Source organism: Bacillus taeanensis, assembly GCF_003318295.1.
Taxonomy (GTDB): Bacteria; Bacillota; Bacilli; order Bacillales; family UBA6769; genus Maribacillus; species Maribacillus taeanensis.
In genome coordinates this window covers 1-22,575 of sequence record NZ_QOCW01000027.1, presented here as the reverse complement: position 1 = coordinate 22,575, position 22,575 = coordinate 1, and the positions used below count along the sequence as shown (strand labels likewise).

Sequence of the window (22,575 nt, the reverse complement as noted above, 5' to 3'; positions counted from 1 at the left end):
ATAATGTAATAGTAAAAAGGGGAATTGGATGACAAACGCCTCACAAAAATGTTTGGAAGGATTACAAACATTTAAAATTAATCAATCTCGGCAATGGCGACCAAGGAAGAACACTTACAAAAATAGAAGCTGAGCAGCTTGTCCGCTATAAGCTGGGGCTAACGAACAACAAGAGCGTTCATGTGGAATACGATCACAGCGTCAATGGGGAGTATTTAATCCATGTCTATGATATCGTCGACAACCAAACCGCAACCCGAGGCTGGTATGTTGTAAACCCGAAAACAGGGGAAATGAAAGACTATTTAACACCTTAATGCCGTGGTACGAAGTGATTTACCGCTTTCCCAAAACGTCCTCTTCATGTGGACATTTTAGGGTTAATGTCTTTTTGTGGGGTCAGACCCCTTTTTTATATTGACATAACTGCAAATGTAAGCGTATACTATCCTTAATAACAAAAGGGTAAGCGCTTAACTTAAATAAATTTTTAACTTTATGAAAGATAAAAAGCCAGTCTTATCAATTTATAAAAAAATTCATTTAAAAATAAATCATTTCATCAAAGGAGAAACACGCTATGATTTTAAAAGGATTAACAGAAAAACGCTTAGTTACAATTAACTATTATAAAGATGGTATCTCACAAAAATGTAAAGGCCATATTCTTAAACTTAATTTAGCCGAACAAACTATCTTTTTAAAAGATCAACAAGAAAAGATATTATCGATCAGCTTATCTGGAATTCTAGAGATTTCCTAGCTATATTCGTATGTAGAGAAAATAAGGAGCAGCGGCGGCTGTCGAACTGTCAGCAAAGATGGTGCCGCAGTTGCCCTTATAATGGCAATATTCACCATAATATAACTGTAAGTTAGAAAACAAATATTTAACTCTCTGAAAAAGAAAAGCACTATTAAAAACTTGCATCATTTTAATAAGAAACACTAGCTTAGCTAATAGCTATCATGATTTGTTTCGATCTTCTTCCCTCTGAAAAGGGCGATAGCTGTAATAATAAGAAAAGGAAGAACAACAACAGTCATAATAAACAGCGGCCAAACAATGAATACAGCTTCCCCAAACTCGATGTCAGTCTCATACATCGTCAGTGTAAGAAGCAGGGATGTAAACGCAACAGGAAAAATAATAATCCGGTCATCCTTCAATTTGAACACTTTCACTAGTGTCTCTTTCAATATGAACAGCATAATGGTCGTTTTCATATAGGAACCAACAATTAAGGCAATTCCAATAAAAGACTCAATTCTTGTAATAATCTCCCTTATATTAATTAAACGCGCTAGTTGAAACAGTGAAAATTTAAGAGTACCTGCGAGCGATCCTAAAGCCATAATCGTACAAAGAATAGCACTAATTAACAAAAACTCGTGGATCACAAGAACTAAAAACATCTTTTTTTTCAATGATTTTTCCTTTTCCTTGTGTACAAATGGCAGCAAAAGCGAAAAAAGAACTAGTTCAGAATACGGGAAACTAAACGTGATATATGTACCGTGAACAACTGGTTTCACTCCTTCTGGAAAAACAGGCAGGAGATTCTCCACATGATAATATGGCAGAGCCAATACTAGTACTATAACTGAAAAAAGAATGACATAAGATAAAAGCACAACAAACATTCTAGCCATTACTTCGATACCAGCTTTTGCTGTTAGCGCTGCAACGAATAAAATGAGAACATGAAAAACATAAACAGGTGTTTCCCTCATCATTGCATTTGCAAAAAAACCCCCTATATCAATAACAATATAAGAAAGGTTTAAAAAAAGTAAGAATAAAATTGGAATGAAAATACCTAAAGTGATCCATTTTCCAAGCATCTTTTGACTGCAATCAATTAAATTAAAATTAGGGTTTTTGTGATACAAATAAAAGACACATGCTAATAAAAACATTGCAAGTCCATTTGCTATAATGACGGACAGCCATGCTCCATTATTAGCCGCCTGTACTAAAGGTTGTGGAATATTAATAATTGCTGAGCCAAGTATAAAAGAGAGAAATAAACAGGCCATTTGTCCAGAACTTATCGTTTTTTCCTTCTTCATTTTTAACCGCTCCTTTTGGATAAGAAACCATAGCTTCCACATCTCACTTACTTCTTCGTTTCCACGTTATTGACGTATCCAGCTTGCTTACATCGTGACTTTTATGATTTCAACAATTTTCTGTGCCGGCTTTGAAAAAAAGAAGTCCACGAGCTTATTAGGTGTTGGCCATGCTAAATCGAGCACATAAATGAGACTTAAGTAAAGTAACGGAACCATCAGCATGGCATAAACGATACGTTCCGGACGATTTTTTTGTTTTAATTTCGGAAGATCATAGCACAACATTCCAAAGTATAAGATAACGAGAAAAAGCACTTTTTCAAACAACAGTTATTCCTCCGTTACTTTTTCACCAAGCAGCATGCCTGTCCCTTTAACAGTAACTTCAACATCTATTCCAAATTGAATATTAGCAAAAATGTTATCCCAATCTTTCTCCCAATTTTTCCACAAGGCAGGATCCTGTTGATAAAGTTTGTTTCCGATACCGATTATATCAACTTTCTTTTCCTGTAAACGTTTGATTACTTCTTCCAGCTTCTCTTTTACTTGCTGCTCAATATGTTTTTCCAATTGTTTTAGGTCTTCTTTAGTTGTTATTGAAGTACAGCTTAGTTCACCAGCCATCCCCTCTATTTTGGTCAACATTTTAATAGTTGGGGGATTATCGGTAAATTTAGGAGATACTTTCGTTTGAACAGATAACGTTTCTAATGATTCCTTTTTTTCAATTTCTTTATCCATACAGGAAAACTCAATAGTCCCTCCTTTAAATTTATCTGTTAACATCAAAACGCTCTGAACATCGCTTGGTGTTAGATAATCAACCATTTTCCCTTGACTAATAACAGCAGTACCACTGCTATATGTCATTGTTGGTTGTTCATCCGTTGTTTTAATATACGGAATCAATGTAGCTTTTACCTTACTGTTTAACTGCATCGCGATATCTAACAGAAGGGCACTTATTGTCTTTCCAGAAGCATTAAACGCGCTTTCTATCATCGTCCTTAATTGCTGGCTCATTGTTCGCTCGATAAACGGTTCATACTTCCAGTAATCAGCAGCTTTTCCCTCCGTAATGATAACAAGCGAAGTAAGCCGTACTTCATGATCACGATAAAAGAAGTCAAGAATTTCTCCTATATCGTGTTCCTTAGCAAACTGTTCCTCAATTAAAATAACCCTCATATGGCTCCACTGGGCTTTACGTCCTAAATATTTAGTTAAATCACGAATTCCGTCAAAAACACTTTTACTTACCGTTTTAACATTGGTATATGCCGGTTTATCGCTGCTCCCTGTTCCTCCTATCGTTTCTAATGGTGAATAGACTTGCGCGTTTATTTCAATGCTTCCTTCTTCTGTTTGATCTAAACTCACGCCCATTATAAAACCAAAATCGGTTAATTCCCTACTGTTCCAACATCCTGTTAAACCAATTAATAAACAAATAAGGAGCAGAGCTTTCATGACGATCCACTTCATGATCTACCATACTTTCTTAAAAAATTTAGATTTTACGCATCTCTCGTTTTCGTAAGGAATGCCACAATGTTTTAATTGGTGCCCGAACGAAAACATCAAGTAACTGCTTCGGCCTGAACGGAGTCAGCGGACTAAAATAAGGCTGTCCTAATGATCTTAAATTCGTTAGATGTAACATAATGAGCAGGAAACCAATCATGATCCCAAACCCACCCAATACAGCAGCTAAAATCATCAATGGAAATTGAAGAAGACGTATGCTGATGGAGATACTATATTGAGGCATCGCAAAAGAAGCAATCCCAGTTAATGCAACTAAAATCACAATAGCCGGAGATGCGATATTAGCATTAATGGCAGCATCACCAATAATTAATGCTCCAACAATACTTACCGCAGATCCAACTGGCCTTGGTAATCGAATTCCTGCTTCTCGAAGTAATTCAAAGAAAAAAATCATAATTAATGTTTCAATAAAAGCCGGGAAAGGGAGACCTTCTCTCGTGTCAAGAACAGTCATTAAAAGGTTCGTAGGAATCAGTTCAGGATGAAAAGTAGTTAACGCAATAAAAACACTCGGTAATGTTAAGGATATGAAAAAACCTGCTATTCTTAACAAACGAATAAATGATGAAAAGATGACACGATGATAATAATCTTCACTTGCTTGAAAAAATTCAATGAATAATCCAGGACAGATTAAAATCGTTCCCGTACCTTGGACCATGACGATAATTTTCCCTTCCAATAAGCTGGCAACCGCTACATCGGGACGTTCAGTAGAGCGATATTGAGGAAATGGTGAATAGGTTGAGTCTTCAATCAATTCTTCAATATATGCTGTTTCTAAAATGTCTCCTTCTTTAGCAGCATTCATTCTTTTTTTGAATTCAGTTAAGGTTTCCGCATCAACCGTTCCCTCAAGATAACCAACGGCAATCTCCGCCTTTGTAGCTCCCCCGCCTCTAAATTTCTCAATTTTAAAATGGGGATTCGCTAATCGTGACCGCAGCAGCCCAATATTTCTCTCCAGCTGTTCAACAGTCCCTTCGCGCGGACCTTTCACAACGGATTCTGTTACAGGTTCACTAACTGGCCGCATTTCAACTTGATGCGCTTGGGCATAGGATAAAACTTTGTCCCAACCATCAAAAAAAATTACAATATGTCCTTTTAAAATATTGTCCACAGCCTGATTAAAGCTATCAACAAGAACAGCGTTTTGAGCAGATACACCATGGCGTCCGAAAAATTTTATCACATCTTCTGGTGTAACAATCGTTGCTGGGCCAACTTCATGCGGAACCAAATCCTGCATCGATTCTTTCATGAAATTTAACTTTTTATCCTGTACTAATGTCCCAAAAAAAATAGAAAGAGCGGTATGTGTCAAATCTGGTCCATATTGCCAAGGAAAGATGTTGAGATCTTCACAATTAGAAAAAACGTCTTCTAACCGTTTGCGGTTTTCGGATAACGTTTTTGAAATCTTTGCAGTTTGATATGTAAACATGACGATGACCTCTTTTCTCTTTTGATTTAGTATGGATCAAAGTTAAAGACATATTCGTGATCGGTCATTCGATTTCGAACCCTGCCTTTTAAATCTGCTAAACCCACGATTATTTTTTTAAAGCACAACACATATATTGTCTTAAAACATGAATATTTTATTGAAAATGAAAGGAGGGTACAATGGTCAAAATTACAATTGGAGAGCAATCTTTTGAACTAAAAACAATTAAGGTAACGCTTTGGAATGAATATATTGCGGAACGGAAAAATCCTGAAGTCGCTGCCGTTTATCCAAACGGCATACACAAAGCGCTCGCTGACGGTCTTAAGCCATATGGTTTCCAAATTCAAACCGCTACATTCGATCAGCCTGAGCATGGCTTAACAGAAAACGTACTAAATGATACGGATGTGTTAATTTGGTGGGGACATGAAGTGCACGAGGAAGTGGAAGATGCCGTTGTGGAAAGAGTATATGAGCGAGTGCTTAATGGAATGGGGTTGATTGTGCTTCATTCTGGACATTTTTCAAAAATATTTAAGAAGTTAATGGGGACAACGTGTGCATTAAACTGGCGGGAATCTGGTGATCAGGAAATATTATGGGTTGTCAATCCCGCACATCCGATTACAGCGGATATCGGTCCTTATATCAATCTCCCAGAAGAAGAAATGTATGGCGAATTTTTTGATATTCCAGAGCCGGATGAACTCGTGTTTATCGGCTGGTTTGACGGTGGGGAAGTTTTCAGGAGCGGCTGTACGTTTTACCGGCGGCTCGGAAAAATCTTTTATTTTCAACCGGGACATGAAACACATCCTACTTATTATCATAAAGAGATTTTACAAGTCATCGCAAATGCGGTAAAGTGGGCGGCCTCTCCGCATGGTGCAGCACCAACTTTTGGTGAGTTAAAACCACTTATTAACCGCAAGAAAGACACGCTGTAAAAAAGGGGTGAAAAGACCATGAAAATTTTCACGGCGGCTGCTGGCGAAACACTTCGTACAATTGCAAAAAAGCATCGTGTTGCAGTTGAAAAGCTTGTCTCTCTCAATCCACACCTCTCAAGCACCAATCGAAACATCGGCGGGCAAAAAGTAAAGCTTCCTTCTTCCTCTCAAAACACTTCTAAAAGACCTGTTCCAAGCCTTCCCCCCTGTGCGCCGCAAATCCCAGAACAATTCCAAGATCATTTTATTCCACTCACTTCGCTGGATGAAATGGCGGAAACGGATTATGACGTGCTTGTTGTTGGAACAGGAGCAGGAGGCGGGGCAGCGGTTTGGAGGTTATGTGAACAGCTCAAGAATACGAACAAAAAAATTGGTGTGGTTGAAGCAGGTCCGATTCTGCTTCAAACCCATGCAGCCAACCTTCCAACTTTAGCAGGTAAATTCAATAATTATTTTTTAAACCCTAAAATATCAACACCAATTGGTAAATTCCTTCCCGACTTACCGGGGGCGAGAGAAGTGATTGCTCTTGGCGGACTGACTTTGTTTTGGGGCCGGGCCTGCCCACGCATGCACATGTCTGAATGGAGCAATTATCCGATTGAAAAGAGAGAATTGGATCTTTATTATAATATTGCTGAACAGATGATGACCGTCCAAAAGCCGTTTTATCCGCTTTCCTACTCCTTTCTTACCCGCCTATGGCAGGGAGGTTTTCCTGAAGCATCCGTAATCCCAAGAGCAACAAATGTTGAGCCTGCTAAATTTGGTCCGGTTGTTAATTTTAGTTCCATTTCGTTTTTAGGTTCCGCATTACTGCACCGTTCATTTGATTTAGCCGTTAACGCGCGAGCCGTCCAAATTCTTAACGATGGAAAAAAAGTGACCGGCATTAAAGTGATGACGCCTGACAAAAAAGCATATGAGTTAACAGCAAAAAATGTGATTTTATCAGCAAACGCTTATGAAACACCAAGACTGCTGCTTGCTTCTGGAATTAAAGGAGAAGCAATTGGTCATTATTTAACCCTTCATTCTTTTTTACGATCAAGTTTTGAAATTCAGCAGCCGACAAACGGTGGTGGAAGCAGCTTAGGACTAATTGACCTATCCATTCCGCAAACCGACAGCGAGCCATCTCAAATTCAAATTGAAATTTCTGAGAGATATAAAACAATCGAGCAAGGTACTGAACGTCATGTTGAAACATACTCATTTGGCAGAGTGGAAGGCCGTTATGAAAATAAGCTTTTTCTAGATCCAAATAAGAAAGATGAATACGGGGTGCCGGAAATACAAGTTGATTTTTCCTTTAGTCCGAAAGACCTGTCAATACTAAACAGCTTAACGAAGCGATTTATTAAAGCTGCCCGAATATTAGGTGCAGAAAAGCCGCCTGAACTTTGTTTAAGCGCGCCTGGAAGTGATTATCACACAATGGGCACGTGCCGTATGGGCGATGATCCCCTCACATCATCAACGAACCGCTATGGGCAAATTCACAGCATACTCGGCCTTTATGCAGCCGACAACAGCATTTTACCGAACACAGGCGCCGCCAATCCAACCTTAACGACTGTTGCGCTTGCCATTCGAACGGCAGATTATATTACCAGAAATTTAGATTCATAATGAATATCAATCTAGTTAACTGGTAAAGCTAATTATGTATTCCCCCTTTTAATAAGCATCTACCTCTAAGAGGTAGATGCTTATTTTTTAACGTGGTTCTTTCTGCTGCCAATGTCCGTTTCACGTGGACAAAATAGGTTATTTGTCTTTTTGCGGGGTCAGACCCCAGTTTAAAAATTTCATTAAACTTAAGCTTGGATTTTCAAGCGGCCAATATTCAAGGCCTATATAGCCGTTAAACCCTGTTGACTGAATTGCTTTAAAAATATTTAAATAGTAAAGCTCGCCCGTATACGGTTCATGTCTGCCCGGCACCCCAGCGGCATGAAAGTGACCAATTTTATCAATGTTTTCAGTAATCGTTGAAATAATATTACCTTCCATAATTTGCATATGATAAATATCATACAGCACTTTTACATAAGGACTACCAACTTCTTTAACAATTTGAAAGCCTTCTTTCGCGCTGTATAAGTAGTAGCCTTTATGATCAACAAGTGTATTAAGCGGTTCAATCACTAACATGATTCCTGCCTGCTTTAAAAAAGGGACACACGCTTTTAATCCTTCGACAATACTTTGATGCTGTTTTTCGCGAGGTACTCCCTCAATTTCTTGACCTACTTGAGACACGATAATATGACAACCGAGAAGTTTAGCTGCAGCAATTGTTTCTTTCACACCCTGCACATATTCCTGTCTTTTTGAAGGGTCTGTTAAACTAATAAATTTTGTAACAATGCTTGACACTTGAAGCTGAAGGATATCCTTTGCCCTTTTAATGGCATATAAATCTTTATCCCACCAGCTCCAAAATTCAAAGGCATGAAACCCTAAACGTTTAATCTCTTCCATGCTTCGAATAAAAGGTTGATTTGAGTACACCGACTCAATATTGACAGAAAAGTTCATGGTGATGCTCTCCTTCTAAGAAAAATTTTTGATTTGTATTTATTGAAATTGTTTCATTAAATAATCTGCAGTTCGGATCGCTAAAGCAATTGTTGTAAGCGTAGGGTTGGCCGCGCCGCTCGTCGGGATTACGCTGTTGTCAGCTATATAAAGGCCTTGAACACCGTGCACGCGACCGTACGGATTTGTAACAGATGTCTCAGGATCAGTTCCCATGCGGCACGTTCCCATCTCATGATAGACAAGACCAGGAGGGAGTGAACAAAGCGATGTGATCACTCCTTGTGCGGCCCCTGCCGCCTGCTTTACTCCTTCTGTCATTTTGTGGAGCAGCTTCTCGTCTTTAACACTATAGGAAAAATGAACTTCTAGTCTAGGAACACCATATTCATCAATGTTTTCTCGATTTAACGCGACATAATTCTCATAACGTGATTCGACGAGACCGGAAGCCCCAAACCATACGAGCACATTGTTACGTATAGGCTTTAACTCATACAAATAGTGAGAATAGCCAATCTGAATTTGATAGTCCCTTTCTGCCGTGCGGGGGACCAATACATCAGCTGTTCCCAATATTTCTGGGAAATCAGTGGTTTCAAAGGCTGCTTGACTATCAATTCTAGAATGTGTTGTTAAATAATGGCCAATCGCTTTTCCAGGGATGCCGGAAGATAGTAAAATTCTCGGTGTCTCAAATGTGCTTGTGGATAATACGACGGTTTTACCCCTCAGATGATATGTCTTTTTATCTCGAGTCATGACCTCTACGCCAACAGCCTTATTTTTTTCAGTACGCACTTTAATCGCTCGAGCTTTCACGGCAAGATCGAAGCTGCCAAAGCTTAACGCCCATGCAAAAAAATCCATCGAACTAAAAAAAACATTGGAATGAATATAGCCGTACTTTGTTGGCTGCAAATCAACTGCAAGTGGAAGAGGCACAGCTTCAGGAAAACCGTTATTGACGAGGCGGTTTAAGATCACTTCTGTTAAGGAAGAATCTTTGCCGTAATCTGATGAAACATTCATTACCTGTTTAGCAATCGTATAGTAGCGGGTCATCTCTTTCAAAGAAACGGGCCACTTCGCAATATCAACGGGATGCATCTCAGGAACAGCATTGCCCCAAATCATCCCTCTTCCGCCTAAAGCAATAAATTCTTCAAAATAGTGAGGGGCTGATGGAAGAAGAGAAAGATCACCCATAATGTTCGCATTTGCTGTGGGTACAGGTTTCCAAAACTTACGGTTCCTAAAAAAACGATCTCTGCGATTACCGTTTAAGGTTGGGATATTTTGCGCATGAGTTGGAAGAAACAGATCACCAGCTTCAACAACTGCAATTCGCTTACCGCTTTTTTGCCATTGTTCACATAATCTCCAAAGAACTGCACTCCCTCCAGCTCCTGTACCCACAATAATTACATCATAGTCTTTTTGAGCCATCTCCTCGATCGGAGTGAGCGGAATCCAATGATCCAAATACTCTCCAGGGTTTAAAATATCAGTGACATCGCAAGAAGGAATCGCTTGTTGTAAAGAAGACGATGGAAAACGAACTTGCCTGCCTGCCACGTTAAGGTCTGGATGTTCAATCGTCGGATTACATGCAAGCAGATCATCTACAGAAATGGTGAATTTTTGCGCAATCGTTCGCAGTGTATCCTCATTATGAGCAATATAAATTCTCATCCTGTTCATCTATCCTTTCAATGGCAGTTTTAGTCGTTTTGAAAATTCTCTTCTCATCTCATAATGATGCAGTCTATCGTTTTTGGAAAGAGTACCCCTTCCTCAAGGAATGTGAAGGGCGATAGCCCAATCAGTAGGGAGGGGTGAATTTCCATCATTTATTACGAACACAAGTACGTAATAAATGATATAATAATAGTTGTACATCCTTGTACATCCTTGTACATGCTCATTGAAAACTGAACATATAAGGTTGTAGCAGGAAAAGACGCTCTGCTGCGTAAAATGTTCAAGCCTAGAGAAGCCGAAGATGCGTGATACATGACTAGCACAACGTGTGAAAATGGTGCAGTAGGCTTATTAAAAGAAGTCCCAAAGGCAAGACCGATGGGATAGAGGAGTTGGGCGTATTTAGATCGCCAATGTGTCAACTCCACTAGCGTTAAGCGTTCAGAAATATTCGATACGTTAGAAACCCCCACTTCAAATTTTCGTTAGAAAATTAAGTGGCGGGAGTATTCATAAAATGAATTATTTTCTTATATGTTCCATTTATCGGGAAAATAACTTATTAAGCCAATAAATCTTTTGGAGATTAGAGAAATTTAGATTTTCGTTAAAGAGATTTTGACAACCGTAGTTTTGTTGTTTAAATCTTATGCTTTCGTGTTATCCTAAGCGCTTGACTTCATCTCCTTACACTTTAAGCCTTTAAAAAATTGAGCATTTTTGAAATACAAAAAGCCTGTTTTTTTAAATAAAGAAACAGGCTGCCTAACCTCAATAACAAGATCAAAACTTTGGTAAAATTCCTTACTTTAAATGCAATACTTTTTTTAGAAACTCTAATTTATCTTCTGCATTGTCTTTCGTAATAATATCAACACCGCTGTCAATCCGTTTTGAAACGACTTCTCCATTGATTGCCTTTAGTGCTTGCTGCACACCGATATAGCCCATATCATAAGGATTTTGTGCTAACGCTGCACCGAGTGTTTCATCTTTTACATAATGAACTATTTCCTTCATGCCGTCTGTTCCGATTACTGGAATGTTTAATCCTTTTTTCTCGATCGCTTTTAAGGCATCAAGCGCTAACGAATCATCTGTCGCAAATACACCTTTCACATCAGGATGCCATTCTAAAATACTTTCCATAACGGGCAGCCTTCTCCAAAAAACATCATATGCCCGCTGATTGACGGTTATTTCAATTCCGACATTCTTTAATGCCCTTTCTGCACCGCTAATTCGATCCCTACTCACAGGATCGGATAAGTCGCCATGAAGAAGGGCTGCTTTCTCTCCTGGGTGCAGCATTGTTCCTAATAATGCTCCTGCTTTGTAGCCTAAAACCGTATTCTCTGTCCCAATAAATGTTGTTTCTCCGCCCCAATCAGCAGCTGTATCCACAAATAGGACAGGAATGTTTCTTTTCTTATATTCTTCTAATACCGGTATAGATTCAGAAGGATGAGTCGGTGCAAAAAGAAGGGCATCAGGATTTTGCTTGAGCACACTTCTTAATAGATGATTTTGGTCTGAGATTGAATATAAAGACTGAGGTGCGATCACTTCTCCATCAACGTGAAAGTCATGGAACGCCTTTTCCGCTCCTGCCTGAACAACCTTCCAATATTCCGAATCTAATGACTTTAACACAACAACAACTTTCGGGGACTCCTCTTCTTTCTTATACAGCCATGATGCGGCCACTGCTCCAAGAAGTATGATGCTAAGCACTAAAAGCAGCCATTTCCGTTTCATCATTTATCGCTTCTTTCTCTTTAGATGCTAGGTATATTATAACGGGAATACAATGAAGCGAAAAGATGTACTACCATTTACCAGCTAAAATCGCTTCAATGCGGTCGAGCTCTTTTTTTGTAAAAGTAAGATTTTGTAGGGCGGCAGCATTTTCTTCAATTTGACTCGCACGGCTTGCACCAATTAATGCGGAAGTCACGCGCCCTTCTCTTAATACCCATGATAGAGCAAGCTGGGTAATGCTTTGACCGCGCTCTTTGGCGATTTCATTTAATTTTTTCACTTTTTGAACAGCTTCTTCTGTAACCTGCTCTTTACTTAAGAAGCTCCCTGCTTTCGAAGCTCGTGATCCTTCAGGAATACCGTTTAAATATTTATTCGTTAAAAGCCCCTGCTCTAATGGACAAAAGACGATCGAGCCCATTCCATTCTCCACGAGCACATCCTGGAGGCCGTCTTCAATCCAGCGGTTAAACATCGAATAATTCGGCTGATGAATGACGAGCGGTGTGCCGAGGGTTTTCGCCACTTTAACGGCAGCTTCAGTTTGCTCAGCATTATAGCTTGAAATTCCAACATATAATGCTTTTCCCTGCCGCACAATTAAATCAAGGGCACCGATTGTTTCTTCAATTGGCGTGTCCGGATCGGGACGGTGTGAATAAAAAATATCAACATAATCCAAGTTCATTCGCTTCAAGCTTTGATTTAAGCTTGCGATTAAGTTCTTCTTTGAACCCCATTCACCATAAGGCCCGTCCCACATCCGGTAGCCTGCTTTACTTGAAATAATCATTTCGTCGCGGTATGATGCGAAATCTTTCTTTAACATCTCGCCAAACATCTCTTCCGCAGAACCTGGCGGCGGACCGTAATTATTGGCAAGATCAAAATGAGTAATCCCAAGGTCAAACGCTTTTCGAAGCATTGCACGCCCATTTTCAAAACTATCTACACCGCCGAAATTATGCCATAACCCTAATGATATCGCCGGAAGTAATAACCCTGAATGACCGCACCTGTTATACGTCATCTTCTCATATCGGTTTTCATTTGCTATCCAATTCATTCTTCTCTCCCCTTTTTACAATATAGATGGATTCACCCCAAAACGTCCTCTCCAGATGGACATTTTGGGGTGAATGTCTTTTTGCGGGGTCAGCCCCCTATTAATGCACTTCTTTTAAACACCAACCAAAGCTTTGGAAATCACCTTGGAAGTCAGGGACATTAATGCCAATATGCATCAGCTCATCACCGCCGTATGTTTTACCAAGCTCTACAACTTCGTATTGTTTCTCTGGATCAAGACCTTTAAGCTTCACTACTTTAAGCGGTGCCTGCGGTTCGGCGAGCACTCTGAAGTATGATACAAAGGCTTCCTCTTGATCTTCAGACACAAACATCCATGCTGTTTCATTTCCTTCAAACGGACTTAAAATTCGGTAAAACTCGCCGAACTGAACAAGACTGCGAATTTCTTTATAGGAAGCAACCTGCTTTTTAACCACTTCTTTTTCTTCATTCGTTAATTTCGTTAAATCAAGCTCATAGCCAAGGTTCCCTGACATCGCCGCATCACCGCGAATATCAAGTGATGTATAGCGGTGGACTTGATGGTTCGGTACATCAGATACGTGCGCCCCCATTGCACTTACCGGATACACGATGCTTGTGCCGTGCTGAATTTTCAAACGTGAAATCGCATCCGTGTTATCACTCGTCCATGTTTGCGGCATATAATGAAGCATGCCTGGATCAAAACGTCCGCCCCCGCCTGAGCAGCTTTCAAATAAGATGTGTGGAAATTTTGATGTGATTTCTTCAAGCACGCCATATAGTCCAAGCATATAGCGGTGTGCCGTTTCACGCTGGCGTTCTGGAGGAAGCGCCGCTGAACCGATTTCTGTCATATTGCGGTTCATATCCCACTTTACATACGTAATCGGGGCACTCGCTAAAATGTCAGATACCATTTTTGTAATGGCCGCGCATACTTCCGGGCGTGAGTAATCAAGCACTAATTGATTTCGTGATCCTGAACGAGTGCGGTTTGGTACGTGCAGGCACCAATCTGGATGCTTTTTATATAATTCACTTTCAACAGAAATCATTTCCGGTTCAAACCATAAGCCAAACTGCATGTCCATCTTGCGAACACGACCGACTAAATCTTCTAACCCATTTGGCAGTTTATTGCGGTCAACAAACCAGTCGCCAAGTGAGGTGTTATCATCATCACGCTTTCCGAACCAGCCGTCATCAAGCACAAACAGCTCAATGCCAAGCTCCTTACCGGCAGAAGCGATTTCTTCAATTTTCTCAGCATTAAAATCAAAGTATGTGGCTTCCCAGTTATTAATAAGAATTGGACGCTCTTTATCGCGGTGCTCGCCGCGGCATAAGCGCGTGCGGTACAGCTTATGATACGTTCTTGACATCTCACCTAAACCATTTGCAGCATATACTTGAACAACTTCCGGCGTTTGAAACGCTTCCCCGCACCCGAGCTGCCAGCTAAAATCAAACGGATTAATGCCGATTGAAACGCGCGTTGTATGAAACTGATCAACTTCAGCCTGCGCTAAGAAACTGCCGCTGTAAACAAGGTTAAAACCGTACACTTCGCCGTGATCCTCTGTTGTGTCTTTACGAAGCAGGGCAATAAATGGATTTTGCTGGTGACTGCTTGAGCCTCTGCGGCTTTCAACCGACTGCACGCCTGACTGCAGGGCACGCCTTTCAATATAACGCTCTCTTCCCCATGCACCGGGAAGTGTTAAAAGATCAAACTCATCATCACGAAAATCAACATTCGTACTGAGCGCTCGTAAAATTTTTAAGTTTTTATCGCCTTCATTCACAAAACGTACTGATCTTGTAACCGCGTTAAAGTTTTCAAACACGGTATACGATAAAAATACTTTTAACCCAATCAATGAATCTTCTAATTCGATTTCTAGTGTTTCTGCTTCTTCATCGCTTTCAACATATGTCGCCGGAAGCCCTTCTAATTTCGGCTTCCCCTTTGTAATGCGGTGTGATTTGTACTGTAAATCGGTAATCGTTGAGCCGTTTTCAAGCTGAATTTGATACGCAGGCGCACGGTAATCGGTATTTCCGTATGCCGGGTATTCAAACGGCTGTGTATCTAATGAAAACGTGCGGTCTTCTGGATTTGGATTTCCTGAAAACGCCCGGTCTAAAAATCTTAGTGCATCCGGCTCATGATAGTCACGAACCTTTCTTCCCCAATACATATGACACACATACTTTGAATGAAGAAGCTTGATTACGTAGCTCGTATTTTTTGCTTGCAGGTGAAAAATCTCTTTTTCTTTATCAAATCTTATTCCCATAGTAGTTTCCTCCACTCCATCTATATTGTCCTCTCCATACGGACATTTTGGGGTAAATGTCTTTTTGCGGGGTCAGACCCCTAAAAAATGACCCCCTCTTATTTCACCGCACCGCGTGTCACACCGCTGATGATCCATTTTTGCGCGAATAAATACACAATGACCATCGGTGCAAGTGCCATTAAATAAGATGCGAACGCTAAGTTATAATCTGTGCCAAATTCCGATTGAAACACATACTGCACAAGCGGCAGCGTCATATGGTCTTGGTCGTTTAAAATAATTAACGGAAGCATAAAATCGTTCCATACCCATAAGCATGTTAAAATCCCAACCGTTGCATTAATTGGTTTTAAAAGCGGGAAAATAATTCTCCAAAACACGCCCCATGTTGTACATCCATCAACAATGGCTGCTTCTTCAAGCTCTTTTGGAATCGAGCGAATGTAACCAACATAAATAAATGTGTTAAAGGCAACTCCATAAACGATATATAAAAACACAAGTCCAAGCGGGTTGTTCATCCCAAACATCGTCGTTTGCTTCACGATTGGAAGCATAATAATCGGAAATGGAATAAACAAGGCGCTCACAAAGTAAAAGTAAAGAAACTTAAAAAATTTGCTGTTCTTCATATTCCGTGTAATGGCATAGGCAACCATTGAATTCGTTAGCACCGTAAAGACAACAGCCGCTGTCGTAATAAATGCACTGTTTTTAAAGGCATTAAAGAAATTCGTTGCTTCAATCGCCCGTGTAAAGTTTTCAAAATGCAGCCCTGTCGGCAGCGCCAGTACAGAGTTTGCGAGCTCCTGCGGTGATTTTAAAGCAATCGCGATCGCAATATACAAAGGGAAAAAGACAAATAACGAACCTGCGGCAATAAACGCTGTTGATGTCCAATTTACTTTTTTACTCATTACATATCCATCTCCCGTTTTTGTAAAAATTTAATTTGGGTCACTGAAATAATGACAATGACGATAAAGTAGATCACAGAGTTTGCCGATTGATACGCAAATTCTCCGCCTTGAAATCCGCCTGTATAAATTAATAGTGAAATCGATTCTGTCGCACGACCCGGACCACCGCCTGTTAAGGCAATCACATGATCAAATACCATTAAGAAGTTTTTCATCGCAAGCACCATGTTAATTGTAAAAAACGGCGCAATAATCGGAAACGTAATATGCCAAAACTCCTGCCATTTATTCGCACCATCCAAACTTGATGCTTCATAAAGCTCGCCCGGAACGGTTTGTAGACCCGCTAAATATAAAATCACGTTAAACGCACAAGCCTGCCATACCGCAACAATCACGACTCCAAGCCAAGCTAAGTTTTCATTACCAAGAATATTTTTTGCTAAAAACTCAATGCCAACGTTTTCAGCTAACATCGGAAATACATTGCCAAATAAATAATTAAAAATAAAGCTGACAATTAAAATACTTAAAACGTTCGGTAAAAAGTAAACCCCTCGAAAAAAGTTTTTAAATTTAATTTTTGAATTTAAGCCAAGTGCAATCGCTAAGCTGAGCACATTGACTAAAATGGTAGAAACAATCGCAAACTTAAAAGTAAACCAATAGGCGTTAAATACATTTGCATCTTGGAAAAGAGCAATATAGTTTTTAAACCCGATAAAATCATACGTAAGACTTAAACCGTTCCAGTTTGTAAATGAATAATAAATCCCTTGTAATGCCGGAAACGTGTGAAACAGTGCAAATAATAAAACTGCCGGTAGAGTCATTAAATAAAATGCTGAACTAATTTTCTTTTTCTTTGTTTTTTTGCTGTTTGATCGTGTACCGCTTTTCTTCATCGTACCAACTGTGCTTTCTTTCATGTTGGAGCCTCCTTTAACTAGGGAGAAAGAAATTGAGCATATACCCAATTTCTTTCAACATTCCAAAACTTAATTACGACTTTGTACTTTTTCCCATTCTGTATCTAAGTTTTTCAAGAATGCATCCACATCTTTTTTCTGTGTTAATTCTTGAAGAAGTTTATCAAGACCAACTGCAGGCGGGATATAGTGATCCGGGAAGTCCACAAGGGCACCTTTTTCAAACATTTCATTTAATCCTTCAAATGCGGCATCATTTTGTTCTACCCCTTGTACTGCTGAAAAGGCTTTTTGCTCTTCAATATATTGCTGTGCTGTTTCAGGATCTAATAAAAACTCAATAAACTTTTTCGCTTCCTCTGGGTGCTCTGTTTGTGATGAGATGGAAAGAAGCAGGTCAACACCAGATACTAATTTCGTATTTTCAGGATTTTCCGCAGGATACGGGAATACACCTAGATCAATATCAGGATTTGCTTTTTTAATTTCCGTAATCGCCCAAATTCCTTGTAAATACATTGCAGATTCACCATTGGCAAATGCTACGTTTCCATCTGGATATGCTTTACCAGAGTTTTCACTGTGACCATAGTCTAACAGCTTCACAAATTTTTCTGTCGCCTCTTGATAATCTTCTGTAAAGCTTGTCTTATCTGCATGTAACCTTTTAAAGAAATCTTCTTCTGTTGTATTCACAGCAAGTGCGTTAAAGGCAGGTAGCGTTGTCCAAGAATCTTTAAATGTAAAGTAAAATGGAATTTTGCCCGCTTCTTTTACCGTTTCAGCAGCGGCAATAAACTCGTCCCATGTTTTTGGTACTTCAAGACCAAGTTCTTCAAAAATGGCTTTGTTGTAAATCACCGCATCCGCGTTTGCCGCATATGGGAAGCCATACACTTCTTCTTTTCCTGTTACATCTTTCATCATCTCTACATATGCCGGCTGAATGTTATCAAGCGCAGGATCTCCCGTTACATCTTGGAATACACCAGCATCTGTAAGCTCTGAAAAGACTGCGTTTAATCCAGTTCCCATTACATCTGGAATATCACGTTTTGCAACACGCGTTTTTAAAACCGTTTCTGAATCAGGTGGATTCGTTTGTACCACATCAATAGTTGGATTTTCTTCTTCAAACTTTGCGATTAAATCATCAAATGTATCTTTTGCTTCTGATTTATATTGTAAAAATTCAATTTTTACTTTATCGCCAGAACCGCCGGCAGACTCTTCACCGCCGCCTGCACACGCGCTTAATGCTGATAATGCTAATGTCCCTGATAAGACAAGTGATAATGCTTTTTTCATCTAAAATTCCCCCAGTTTCATTAAAGTAAAAGATTTACCCGTTAACGCTTACAAAAACAAATCAATAGGAATATGACTTTCTAAAGCAGCTTTTTGTAAATAACAATGTGTTTTCGTTACTTTTTTGTGTATAATAGAAATGAAACAATTTTTTTACTTCCGTTGTCTCCAGAGTGGCTGCTTTGGAGACTTTTTCTTTTTTTCTTTCGCGCTGTACAATGAAAAGTAATCCCCTTGTTTGATTTCGGTATAACTAGAAGCCGTGAAACCACCTCCTTAAAGTTATAGATTCCCCAAATTAATTTATTTAATTAACAAAGTCCATGATTTGAGACTTACGCAGTGTTGCCACCGCAGCTCTTACGTACAATCACCTTTGTCGGAATAATCACTTGAACCGGAACCTTTCTGCCTTTCATTCGGTCTAACAAGCAGTTTACACCCATTCTTCCCATTTCTTCTGTATGAACTCTTACAGTTGAAAGGGGCGGATTTAAAAAGGCTGCTGCGTCAATATCATCAAAGCTTACAATTGCCACCTCTTCTGGAACACGAATGTTTGCTTCATTTAATGCATGCAGGGCACCGATACTCATCGGATCGCTTGCGATAATGAAAGCGCTCGGGAGATCCCCTGCTTCTATCGCTTGTTTCATTAAATCATAGCCGTTCGCTGTACTCCAATCACTGTCTGTAATAAACACAGAGTCTCGGTTATATAAACCTAGTTCTTTCAGTTTTTTTTCGTATGCTTCGTGACGGCCATCTTTAATGCGAACAATTTCATCAGAGTTAATTTTTTTAATAATCGTTTCACCGCCAACAAAACCAATTTTTTGATGACCGAGTGCCAGCAAATGATCAATTACCGCTTCTGTCGCTTTCCTAAGATCGGACACAACAAAATCAAGTTCCTCCCCTTTAGGTGCATAACTAACAAACACAATATTATTTGTCTCTTCATAAATCATGTTTAATTCTTCCGATAAAATTCCGCCAACAACGATTACACCATCTAATCCAGCTAAACTTTTTGCTGTTAAATGATCTGGAACGCGGATCATCTTTGAAATTGTAATTGATTCATCACTGCACTTCTTCTCAATGCTTTGGCGAATCGATAAATAATAAGGATCATTCACTTCTTCCTGCTGTGAATATGCTAACAACAAACCGATCTTAAAATGGTCATCCTTTTTATGAATTGTTTGCTGCTTTTGATTGCGCTTTCGTAAAGGCTTATACTGAAGCTCTTTTGCAACTAAAAAAACGCGCTTTCTCGTATCCTCTGAAACAGAGAGTGTTTCATCATTATTTAAAATCCTCGAAACAGTTGCAATTGATACATTTGCTTCCTTTGCTATATCTTTAATCGTTGCCATCTAATCACCAGTCCATCTTGGTTTTAAGTAAAATAATTTTTTTACTCTTTTTTCACTTTATTTGTTTGTTTTCCTAGTAAAAATTTTACTAAAATATCTAAGTAAAATATATCAAAAGTTAGATGAAAGCGCAATACTTTTCATGAATTTTTATAATTTTTTTGTAAAAATCTAAAAATCATTCATTTAAGTGCAATTTAATCCAACTGAAATCATTCACAGCCTCCTTTTTTAGTAAAATAAATAGTAAAACAAAGTAAAATAAACGATCCACCCTATCATGTCCTCTCTATATGGACAAAATAGGGTGGATGTCTTTTTGCGGGGTCTGACCCCAATTTGCACTATTTGCAGTCGCGCTTTTTATGATGATCCCATTTTGGAATGAAATTATTTTCTTCCATTTTCGTGTAGCGTTCTTCCATGTGAGCCATGATTTTGTCGCCTTTTTCCTTTGTGATCATCCCGTACTCGACATACTTAGCGATTAACGCGCGCTTTCCTTCAATCATGTTTTTGTGCATTTCAGCGAGTTCCTGCTTTTGCTCCTCTGTGAGCTGTACCGCTTTTTCTTCTGCTTTAGCAGGCGGTTCCTCTGCAAAAGCAGGCGTAACACCGAGTAATGACACCGCTAATACGAGTGCCGCTGCTGCGCTCTTCCAAGACATCTTCAAATGAAATCCCTCCTTTCACTAATTTTCGCTTTAGTGTTTGTGGATTGGAAGTGTTTCATACAACAAACTTTTCCATAAGAAAAGCGAAAGCGCCTTGCTCACCACCATCTATACTTTCTTATCTTTCAAAAAATAAAGAGGCCCTTTAAAGGACCTCTTCTAAACCCAACCTATTTTTCAGTCATGCTTTGTTCGGCGAGTTTGATCATCCGCTTCACCATCTCGCCGCCTACAGAGCCGTTTGCCCGTGCCGTTGTGTCAGCGCCTAGTTCAACACCAAACTCATTTGCGATTTCCTCTTTCATTTTGTTCATCGCATTTTCTGCACCCGGTACTAACAACTTGTTTCTGTTTGCCATGACCGACTCACTTCCTTATCGGGTTTTGAACAGCAAAAAAGCTGTTCTTTCTTACAATGCGTTTTAAAGCGTTCTTTTACACGTGGAAAATTGCACCTAAGCGTTTGCTCCCTTTTGCTTCTTTAACCCTGATGTTTCGGTTACATAAGAAGCTTCCAAAATCGCGGTTGGATCCACTTCAAGAACAATTTCTCGTAATTTTGGATATGTAAAGCGGTTTGTAATGCAGTAAATAATTTTTTTGTTTTCTTTTAAATAGCCGCCTTCTCCGTGCAGATACGTCACACTCAGGTTTAAATCGTTAATAATCTTCTCCCCAATTTTTTCAGGTGTGTTCGAAATAATCATTACCGATTTCCCTTGATTTAAGCCGTCGATTACAAAATCAATCATTTTCGTGACAATATAAAAGACGGCAAGCGAAAACATCGCATGTTCAATCGTATAAACAAACGCAGCAACAGTGAAAATCACTAAATTAACGGCTAAAAGAAAGGTTGTAATTGGAATCCGAAAATGACCGTTAAACCAAATCGCAAGCATTTCTGTGCCATCAATCGCACCGCCAAATTTCACAACAATCCCAATGCCAAGCCCTAAAATCAAACCGCCGTATAACACAATTAACAGCTCTGACGTTGTAATCGCCGGAATTGGCTTAAAAACAATTAACCCAATCGAAGTGACCACATTCGCATACAGCGTCCGAAACACAAACTGTTTGCCAACATCGCGCGCCGTAAACAGTAAAATCGGAATGTTCAAGCCGAGAAACACCATCCAAATCGGTACATCAAATAACGAATTCGACATAATCGCAAGTGCGGTTACCCCTCCGTCTACTAAGCCGTTTGGCGCAAGAATTAATTCCAGTGCTCCTGCGACAATAATCGATCCGATTGTTAAAAAGAAATAATCAACTATTTTACTCATATGTCCTCCAACTATGTATCATTTATATAAGTTCGCTTGCTAATTTTTCACTTTCTTTATTTTAGCAAACTTAATCCAATGAAGCATCTAAACTATTTTACAAGATCGGCTTTCATATGAACCTCCCCTCCCTACCGCTTCGCGCTTGAGGAAGGGGTTTCCTGTTTGAAGTTCCCAAGTCCAAAAGCCGTCCCAGCTGGAACAAGTGTCATCAACACTGCCTTTGTTCTTAGAACCAAACATCCCTTTTCAGGATAGTGGTTTTTCCGTTTCGTGTCTCCCGACAGAAAACTGCCACCGTAGGCAACTTGTGCGTTTCACAACGAACAAGGGGCGGTTCTGCCCGTCTACTACTTCCTTTCAGCAGAAAAAGTTCTTCTTAAGCTGAAACTGCAGGTCGTAGATACGTGGGTCTTACATACATGGGATCATGGAGCGGATAATCGATCATCTTCCCATACAGCTGTTTGGTGAGAATGTTCCTTGCCCCATGAAGATCCCGATGTTCTTTATACCCGCATGGACACTGATACGTTCGCTCACTGACTTTTTTGCGGTTTCCACAAACAGCACATGTTTGGGACGTAAAATGCTCGTCAACTTTTTCAATCGTAATGCCTCTTGCTTTTAGTTTATAGACAAGAAGGGCAGACAGCTTTCCAAACG

The 22,575-nt window shown here is 39.6% G+C and carries 21 protein-coding genes; 4 read left to right on the top strand and 17 right to left on the bottom strand.

Going from position 1 to position 22,575, the window contains the following annotated elements; genetic code table 11:
• Positions 1-182 precede the first annotated feature (182 nt).
• The gene (locus DS031_RS24520; protein WP_281269147.1) at positions 183-317 is read left to right on the top strand and encodes a hypothetical protein; all 135 of its coding nucleotides are present in this window, start codon (positions 183-185) and stop codon (positions 315-317) included.
• A 263-nt stretch (positions 318-580) separates the two neighbouring features.
• Positions 581-763, top strand: coding sequence for a YolD-like family protein (locus tag DS031_RS19205; RefSeq protein WP_113807713.1), 183 nt, complete (start codon positions 581-583; stop codon positions 761-763).
• A gap of 194 nt (positions 764-957) precedes the next feature.
• On the opposite strand, the gene DS031_RS19200 is transcribed toward DS031_RS19205, so the two are convergent.
• The 4 genes from DS031_RS19200 to DS031_RS19185 form a co-directional block, all read right to left on the bottom strand.
• On the bottom strand, positions 958-2,073 hold the full coding sequence (locus DS031_RS19200) for a GerAB/ArcD/ProY family transporter (protein ID WP_181833252.1): 1,116 nt from the start codon (positions 2,071-2,073) through the stop codon (positions 958-960).
• Positions 2,074-2,160: 87 nt separating this feature from the next.
• Entirely contained in the window at positions 2,161-2,403 is a 243-nt protein-coding gene (locus DS031_RS19195) for a hypothetical protein (RefSeq protein ID WP_113807708.1), read from the bottom strand.
• Positions 2,404-2,406: 3 nt separating this feature from the next.
• Complete coding sequence (locus DS031_RS19190; protein ID WP_113807706.1) at positions 2,407-3,564, bottom strand: Ger(x)C family spore germination protein; 1,158 nt, start codon at positions 3,562-3,564, stop codon at positions 2,407-2,409.
• Between the two features lie 25 nt (positions 3,565-3,589).
• Positions 3,590-5,077: a spore germination protein gene (locus DS031_RS19185; protein ID WP_113807703.1), complete on the bottom strand. Its 1,488-nt coding sequence runs from the start codon at positions 5,075-5,077 to the stop codon at positions 3,590-3,592.
• Positions 5,078-5,259: 182 nt separating this feature from the next.
• Between DS031_RS19185 and DS031_RS19180 the strand changes: the two genes are divergently transcribed.
• Together DS031_RS19180 and DS031_RS19175 are read left to right on the top strand one after the other, a co-directional pair.
• Positions 5,260-6,030: a ThuA domain-containing protein gene (locus DS031_RS19180; protein ID WP_113807701.1), complete on the top strand. Its 771-nt coding sequence runs from the start codon at positions 5,260-5,262 to the stop codon at positions 6,028-6,030.
• 18 nt (positions 6,031-6,048) lie between these two features.
• A complete protein-coding gene (locus tag DS031_RS19175; protein ID WP_113807699.1) occupies positions 6,049-7,668 on the top strand; it encodes a GMC oxidoreductase in 1,620 nt (539 codons plus the stop codon).
• Between the two features lie 138 nt (positions 7,669-7,806).
• On the opposite strand, the gene DS031_RS19170 is transcribed toward DS031_RS19175, so the two are convergent.
• From DS031_RS19170 to DS031_RS19110, 13 genes are all read right to left on the bottom strand, one after another.
• Positions 7,807-8,580, bottom strand: coding sequence for a hydroxypyruvate isomerase family protein (locus tag DS031_RS19170; protein WP_113807697.1), 774 nt, complete (start codon positions 8,578-8,580; stop codon positions 7,807-7,809).
• A gap of 39 nt (positions 8,581-8,619) precedes the next feature.
• Positions 8,620-10,275, bottom strand: coding sequence for a GMC oxidoreductase (locus DS031_RS19165; RefSeq protein WP_245947551.1), 1,656 nt, complete (start codon positions 10,273-10,275; stop codon positions 8,620-8,622).
• Positions 10,276-11,088: 813 nt separating this feature from the next.
• A complete protein-coding gene (locus DS031_RS19160; protein ID WP_113807693.1) occupies positions 11,089-12,042 on the bottom strand; it encodes a sugar ABC transporter substrate-binding protein in 954 nt (317 codons plus the stop codon).
• Between the two features lie 70 nt (positions 12,043-12,112).
• Positions 12,113-13,111, bottom strand: a complete 999-nt coding sequence (gene mgrA / locus DS031_RS19155; RefSeq protein ID WP_113807691.1) for an L-glyceraldehyde 3-phosphate reductase — start codon at positions 13,109-13,111, stop codon at positions 12,113-12,115.
• A gap of 100 nt (positions 13,112-13,211) precedes the next feature.
• On the bottom strand, positions 13,212-15,401 hold the full coding sequence (locus DS031_RS19150; protein WP_113807689.1) for an alpha-galactosidase: 2,190 nt from the start codon (positions 15,399-15,401) through the stop codon (positions 13,212-13,214).
• Positions 15,402-15,499: 98 nt separating this feature from the next.
• Complete coding sequence (locus DS031_RS19145) at positions 15,500-16,321, bottom strand: carbohydrate ABC transporter permease (RefSeq protein ID WP_113807687.1); 822 nt, start codon at positions 16,319-16,321, stop codon at positions 15,500-15,502.
• Entirely contained in the window at positions 16,321-17,157 is an 837-nt protein-coding gene (locus tag DS031_RS19140; RefSeq protein WP_245947556.1) for a carbohydrate ABC transporter permease, read from the bottom strand. Before DS031_RS19140 ends, DS031_RS19145 begins: the two co-directional genes overlap by 1 nt.
• Positions 17,158-17,322: 165 nt before the next feature.
• On the bottom strand, positions 17,323-18,561 hold the full coding sequence (locus DS031_RS19135) for an ABC transporter substrate-binding protein (protein WP_113807685.1): 1,239 nt from the start codon (positions 18,559-18,561) through the stop codon (positions 17,323-17,325).
• A 335-nt stretch (positions 18,562-18,896) separates the two neighbouring features.
• A complete protein-coding gene (locus tag DS031_RS19130) occupies positions 18,897-19,943 on the bottom strand; it encodes a LacI family DNA-binding transcriptional regulator (protein ID WP_113807683.1) in 1,047 nt (348 codons plus the stop codon).
• Between the two features lie 344 nt (positions 19,944-20,287).
• The gene (locus tag DS031_RS19125; protein ID WP_142675802.1) at positions 20,288-20,611 is read right to left on the bottom strand and encodes a DUF2680 domain-containing protein; all 324 of its coding nucleotides are present in this window, start codon (positions 20,609-20,611) and stop codon (positions 20,288-20,290) included.
• 176 nt (positions 20,612-20,787) lie between these two features.
• Positions 20,788-20,976, bottom strand: coding sequence for an alpha/beta-type small acid-soluble spore protein (locus DS031_RS19120; protein WP_113807680.1), 189 nt, complete (start codon positions 20,974-20,976; stop codon positions 20,788-20,790).
• A 96-nt stretch (positions 20,977-21,072) separates the two neighbouring features.
• Positions 21,073-21,909: a YitT family protein gene (locus tag DS031_RS19115; protein WP_113807678.1), complete on the bottom strand. Its 837-nt coding sequence runs from the start codon at positions 21,907-21,909 to the stop codon at positions 21,073-21,075.
• 379 nt (positions 21,910-22,288) lie between these two features.
• On the bottom strand, positions 22,289-22,575 hold a 287-nt coding region (locus DS031_RS19110), incomplete at its 5' end, for a transposase (protein ID WP_245947550.1).